This is a genomic window from Clostridium sp. BL-8, from assembly GCF_002006495.1.
GTDB lineage: Bacteria > Bacillota > Clostridia > Clostridiales > Clostridiaceae > Clostridium.
This window is the reverse complement of record NZ_LZZL01000031.1, coordinates 56,902-64,023: the sequence shown is the minus strand read 5'-3', so window position 1 is coordinate 64,023 and position 7,122 is coordinate 56,902. Positions and strand designations below refer to the sequence as shown.

The 7,122-nt window shown below is 32.9% G+C and carries 3 protein-coding genes and 1 pseudogene; all 4 read left to right on the top strand.

Features of this window, described 5'->3' with window-relative positions:
- Positions 1 to 251: pseudogene (locus CLOBL_RS12335) on the top strand (efflux RND transporter periplasmic adaptor subunit); the annotation flags it as partial.
- A 12-nt stretch (positions 252 to 263) separates the two neighbouring features.
- A complete protein-coding gene (locus CLOBL_RS12330; RefSeq protein ID WP_077859313.1) occupies positions 264 to 3,359 on the top strand; it encodes an efflux RND transporter permease subunit in 3,096 nt (1,031 codons plus the stop codon).
- Positions 3,360 to 3,557: 198 nt separating this feature from the next.
- Complete coding sequence (locus tag CLOBL_RS12325; RefSeq protein ID WP_077859312.1) at positions 3,558 to 5,393, top strand: S8 family peptidase; 1,836 nt, start codon at positions 3,558 to 3,560, stop codon at positions 5,391 to 5,393.
- On the top strand, positions 5,394 to 7,112 hold the full coding sequence (locus CLOBL_RS12320) for a S8 family peptidase (protein ID WP_077859311.1): 1,719 nt from the start codon (positions 5,394 to 5,396) through the stop codon (positions 7,110 to 7,112).
- The last annotated feature ends 10 nt before the right edge of the window (positions 7,113 to 7,122 follow it).

The following is a 7,122-nucleotide window of genomic DNA, read 5'->3' as shown; positions in this document are numbered from 1 at the left end:
AAGGAGATTATTCAGTATTTATAAATGATAATGGAACAGCTAAGAAAACAAAGGTAACTATTGGAGAAACTGATGATAATAATGTAGAGATAACATCTGGTATAAACGACGGTGATCAAATAATCACTTCAAATACAAGTACACTACAAGATGGAAATGAAGTAGATGCAGTGGTTAAACAAGATAGTGATACAACAGATGATACATCTGCTAAACAAGATGGTGGTGCCGATGACACAGCTTCTAAGTAGGAGGGACAATAGATGAAGGTAGCAAATGTTAGTATTAAAAGGCCAGTATTTATAACAGTTATTATGTTAGTCATGGCTATTGTAGGTATGACATGTTATGAAAGATTAGTAGTTAATGATATGCCAGAAGCAGAAAATGCTACGGTTTCAGTTTCAATCACAGAGACCGGAGCATCTCCGGAAGATATGGAAACTAATATAACAAAATCAGTAGAAGATGCAGTTGGAGAAATTTCAGGAGTCAGTCACATAACCTCCAACATAACTGAAGGAAGCTCCAGGACCATGATACAATTTGACCTGGATAAAGATCCAGAAGTTGCAGCACAAGAAGTTAGAGATAAGGTTTCAAGTTTAAGAGGATTGCCAAGCGATATAGATACACCTATTATTTCTAAATTTGACTCATCGGCATCATCAATTTTATCAGTTGCTGTTTATGGTTTAGATGATAATAAGCAATTATCAGATGTCGTTGATACAATTGAAAAGAAGTTGTATACAGTATCTGGTATAGGAGCAGTAAATATATCTGGTGAGGATACAAGAGAAATTCATATAAAATTAGATAATAATAAGTTATTACAATATGGTCTCACAACAACTGATGTGACAAACGCAATTAAAAAAGATAATGTTGATCAGTCAACTGGAAAAATTAGTGATAAGGATAATGAGATCTCTCTTAAAATAAGCAGTAAGATAACAAAAGTTGATGATTTTAAAAATATTTTAATAGCTAATAGAAATGGTACAGAAATCAGAGTAAAAGATATTGCAGATGTTGAGGATGGAGTTGCAGATAGAAGCAGTTACGCTTATTATGATGGAAAACCAGCAATTGGTATTGATATAGTGAAGCAATCTGGTTCTAACACTGTTCAATTGGCAGATGATGTTAAAAAGACTTTAAACAAACTTAAATCCACTTTGCCTAAAGGTGTGCATGTTGACGTTGTTAGCGATGATTCAATATCAATACAAAGTACAATAGATAGTGTTTTAGAAACCATGCGAGATGGATGTATATTAGCAGTTATAATTGTATTCTTATTCTTAAATGAGTGGGAGAGTACCCTTATAAGTGCAATTTCACTTCCAATATCAATTATAACTACTTTTATTTGTATGAAAGTTCAGGCTTTTTCACTAAATACAATGACGTTAATGGCATTATCAGTAGCAGTAGGACTTTTAATTGATGATGCTATAGTTGTTATAGAAAATATTGTACGGCATCTGCATATGGGTAAATCTCCAAGGGAGGCAGCTAGAGATGCTACCTCGGAAATTGGATTTGCCGTAATAGCAACAACTTCAGCTGTTATTTCGGTATTCTTACCAGTATCAATGGTAACGGGAACAATTGGAAGATACTTTTTCCAATTTGGGCTTACAGTTGTTTTTAGTATGGCAGTTTCACTACTTGTGTCCTTTACACTTGTACCCATGATGTCATCTAAAATGCTCAGAATAAAAAAGAAGAAGAAAGAAAATATTCTTGGTAAATTCTTTAAGGGATTTAATAAGAAATTTGATTCTTTAGCTCATGGATATTCAAAGCTTTTGGTTATTTCGCTTCACAATAGATTAATAATCATAGTTATTGCAATAGCTATGTTTGTAGCTAGTACTACACTTATCTCGGCACTTGGCTTTACTATGATGCCTTCAACGGATAATAATCAGGTAACTGTAAGTACAAGTTTTGATTCTGGAATAACCTTGGATAATGCATCAGAAAAAGTTAAACAGATTGAAGCTATTATTAACAAGAATCCAGAAGTACAAGGACTGTATACTACAGTATCAAAAAGTAGTTCAACAGTCAAAATAGAATTAGTAGATAAAAACAGCCGTAAGGAAAATTCAAGAACCTTTGCAGGAAATCTTAGTAGACAGTTACAAGGAATTCCTGGAACTCAGGTATCAGTAGCAGCTGCTTCAATGGCAAGTGGTGGAAGAACCTCTAAAGATGCAACTTTTGAACTTATTGGCGAAAATAGAGAAGAAGTTCAAGCTTTTGGTGAAAAGGTAAAAGAAGAACTAGCTAAAGAGTCAGGAGTAAGAGAAATAAGTACTAATGATAAATCAGGTCTTCCAGAAATAGAGTTAACAGTAGATCGTGATAAAGCAGCAGATTTAGGAGTTAGCAGCTCAGATGTTGCAAGTACCTTAAAGACTTTATTTAATGGAACAACTGTAACTAAGTACGATGATGGAAAAAATATGGATGATGTAGTGTTGTACTTACAAAATGATCAACGTTCAAGCCTTGATAGTCTTAAGCAAATTTATGTTTCTGGCACAAGTAATAAGATGATTCCTTTATCTGAAGTCACTAAACAAGTTTTTTCAACAGCTTCAGCACAATTAACGAGGTATGACAGGCAGGCAGAATTGCAGATTTCTTGTAATATTTCAGGAGCAGCTTCAGGTACCTTTATGAATTCATTTATGAAAAAGATTCAAACTCAAATGGATAAGCCAGAAGACATTTCAGTATCTTTAGGAGGAACAGCTGGTTCTATGACTAGCAGTCTTGGCAGTTTAGAACAAGCAATGGCTATGGCAGCTTTATTCTTATACCTAGTTATGGCGGCACAATTTGAAAGCTTTGTTGATCCTATATCAATATTGTTTGCTTTGCCACTTGCAATTATTGGAGCTGTTTTAGGTTTATTTATTTGCAAAACTCAGTTAAGTTTAATGTCTATAATTGGTATAATAATGCTTATGGGCTTAGTTGCCAAGAACGGAATACTTCTTATAGATGCTGCAAAACAAAAAATTGAGGAGGGCATGGAGAGAGAAGAGGCTATAAAACATGCTGGATTAATAAGGTTACGTCCAATCGTTATGACAACCTTGGCTATGATATTTGGTATGATTCCTTTAGCTGTATCTAATGGTATGGGATCTGAAATGCGTGCCCCAATGGCAGAGGCAGTAATTGGAGGATTGGTTACTTCTACAATTTTAACTTTATTTGTAGTACCAATTATGTATACAGTCTTTAATGATGTACAGAATATGTTTAATAAAAAAATTCATAACAAAAAGTTCTCAGAAGATGAAGAAAGCAGGGATGAAAATTTAAGTTTATAAATAGATACGGAGTAGAGAAAAGATTATCTAAGATTTTAGATAGTCTTTTTTTGATTATGCCTTATATGCACTGATGTAAGATAAATTTACAAAAATTCTTTAGAAGTGTTTATTCTGTATATTAAATTTAATCATCAAATAAACAAAATAAAAATATATATAATATTAAATGAGTGTGAGTAATATTAGGAGTTAAATATGACTGCTTTACGTAGATGTAGTTTATATTATGATCCAAATACAGCAAATTATTTAATAGAATATAAGGGCGATTTTAAAAAGAAGATAGATAGCATATCTTATGCTTGTGGTGATGTAATTACGGATACCATTGGAGTAGTAGCTGTACAAGCAAAAGATTTTGATAGGCTCTTAATTGATGTTCCAGAGATTGTTTTTTTTGATTTTAGAGTTAGATATGTCTTGCAAGATATTTCGCCATCATCTGTTGATAATATAAATAATATAAAAATTAATCCGTACTTAGATTTAAATGGAAGAAATGTATTGGTTGGAATAGTTGATACGGGGATAGATTATTTAAATGATGAATTCATACGAGAAGACGATACATCAAGAATTGTGAGTATATGGGATCAAACGATAGCAAATAGTAATAATGAATCTGTATACATTGGCCAAGTTTATTCCAATGAACAAATTAATAATGCAATAAAGGCTTATAGAAACAAAGGTGATCCATATAAAATTGTACCATCAAGAGATGAGATTGGTCATGGGACTAAAGTTGCAGGAATTATAGGTGCACGTGGAAGTAATAAAGAATTTCAAGGAATTGCAAATGGAAGTGATTTCGTGATTGTTAAGCTTTTTGAGTCGAGTAATTTTAAAGCAGAGCTAAAAGCAAATGGAGTTCCAGATGTACCAGTATATAATGCATCTGAAATTGTAAGTGGATTAGAGTATCTAAGAAAGGTAGCAATGACTCGTAGGCAGCCTATGGTTATTTGTCTTGGTGTTGGAAGTACTGAAGGAAGTCATGATGGGTTTAATTTAATTTCTAGATATGTAACATCTCTTGGAAATAACAGAGGAATATGTTTAGTGTGTGGAGTTGGTAATGAAGGCGATTCACAAGGACATGCATCAGGATACATTAAAAATGTAGGAGATGTAAAGGTAATAGATTTAAGAATACCAAGAGAAATAAAAATTTTTCATCTCTATATTTGGATACGAAGACCTAATATCGCTTCTATAAATGTAATTTCGCCCACGGGTGAAGCATCATCGGTTATTCAAGCTCAAATAAATAAAGTTCAGCCAGTTAAGTTTGTTTTTTTAGATACACAGATGTTAGTCAGATATTACAGCCCAGAGCACTTTACAGGGCATGAGGTAATAAGTATTGAATTTACCAATATAAAACCAGGGATATGGAGCTTGAATTTGATTGGAGATTATATAATTAATGGAAGATATGACATATGGCTTCCACCTAAAAATACCTTACCTGAAAATACTATATTTCTTGAATCAGATCCATTTAACACATTGACAATGCCATCTGAAGCACTAAATGTACTTACTATTGCTTATTACGGGAATAATAATTCTCTAATTGCAGCTTCGGGGAAAGGATTCAATACAAATGGTGTGATTAATCCAGATGTTTCAACAATAGGAGTGAATATTCTAACAACAAAAACTTCAGGTGGAACAACAACATTCTCAGGCAGTTCAGCAGCTGCTGCAATAGTTGCCGGTGCCTGCGCACTTTTATTGCAATGGGGAATAATTGATGGTAATGATCCAACTATGTATACAAAAAAAGTTAGAACATATATGATGTACGGTGCAAATAGAAATCAAACTAATAGATATCCTACAAGAGAAAGTGGATATGGAGATTTTGATTTGCTTGGCATTTTTAATATTATTGGAGGAATATATAGAGGAAGGAGGAGCATAAGCTATAATTTTAATAATAAAGATAATGATTATGAATATAATGAATATTGTATTAACGATTTGTTTATAAGAATTCCGAATGGAAAGTACAGGGGGAGTTAAATGAAAGGTAATTATAGAGTGCCTCCTAATATATTTTCTGATCCTAATTATTATCATTATGTTGTTCAATATGAAGGAAACATTGAGGAGGAAATTTCAAAACAGTTAGGATATTTTGTAACAATAATTAATGATAAATATGCTATCGTATCTACCAATAAAGAAGATCAATTAAATATTCAAGGAACGATTTTTTCAACTGTAGTATTTGTTGCCCCGATAGATATATTAACTCTTCAGGAGATTTCGCCAGTTAAAGCTTCTGGAGCAGATTTTTTGCAATTGGAGCTACCATTAAGACTAACGGGGAGAGGAGTTACTGTAGCTATTATAGATACAGGAATTGATTACATGAATAGAGAATTTATGAAGGAGAATGGAGAGACAAGGATAGAATATATATGGGATCAAACAATACAATCCACTAATATAGAAGAAGGAAATATTGTTCCATACGGAACAGTTTATGATAAAAATAAAATACAAGAGGCTATAAATGCTTCTAATCAAGGAAAATCACCGTATGAAATAGTGCCTAGCAGAGATGAAATTGGCCATGGTACAAACATGGCTGGAATAATCGGAGCCAGGGGGATAAATCCCAATTTAAAAGGGATTGCTCCAGAATGTGATTTTATAATAATTAAGTTAATACAATCTATTAAGATCATGATGAACTTTGGATTTAATATTCCTGTATTTGATTTATTTGCCATTTTCCCAGCACTAGAGTTTTTATATAGATATTCCTTAAGCAGTAATAAACCATTGGTTATATACTTTCCTCTTGGAAGTAATTTAGGCAGTCATAAAGGCGATGGGATTCTTGAACAATATATGGATTCAATATCTAGTCATAGTGGAATAGCAATAGTTACAGGGACAGGAAATCAAGGTGCTATTGGATGTCATGCTTCTGGTGTAATACCACAAGTTAATGATTCGAGAGTAATACAATTATATATGGCACCAGAGCAAAAAAATAATATAGCTGAGATTTGGATTGATTCACCTAATATAATGTCTCTAGAAATTATATCACCTTCAGGAGAAAATACAGGAAGAATAAGGCCAGAAATTAAAGGCATAAGTACTTATTCCTTTGTTTTTGAAAATACACCAATAGTAATCAATTCATACTTTCCAGAAGAGCTTACAGGAGAACAATCATATACGATCAGATTCAGTAATATAAAGGAAGGGATTTGGAAATTTAGATTGACAGGGGAGTTGATTTTAGATGGAAGATATAATGCTTGGATACCTGGTGTAGGATTAAGTATTGGGGGAACAGGATTTATCCCTTCAGATCCGTATGGAACAATTGTAAATCCGAGTACATCAACCTATTCAATTACAGCTGCAGCATATAATCAAAATAACAATAATATTTTAGAGTATTCTGGAATGGCATTTTTAGAGGAATATGTTGATAGAATAGATGTTGCTACAGGAGGAGTAAATGCATTAACTACAGCTCCTAATAACACAACGGCTATCGTTAATGGAACAAGTGTGTCAGCAGCTATATTGGCAGGAACATGCGCGATGCTATTTCAATGGGGAATTGTTGAAGGAAATGATCCTAACATATATTCACAAACTATAAAAACATATATACAAAGAGGTGCAATTCAAAGAGGCGGTGACACATATCCAAATCCTCAATGGGGATATGGAATATTAAGCATAGTAAAGGTATTCCAAAATATGATATAAATATTCATGA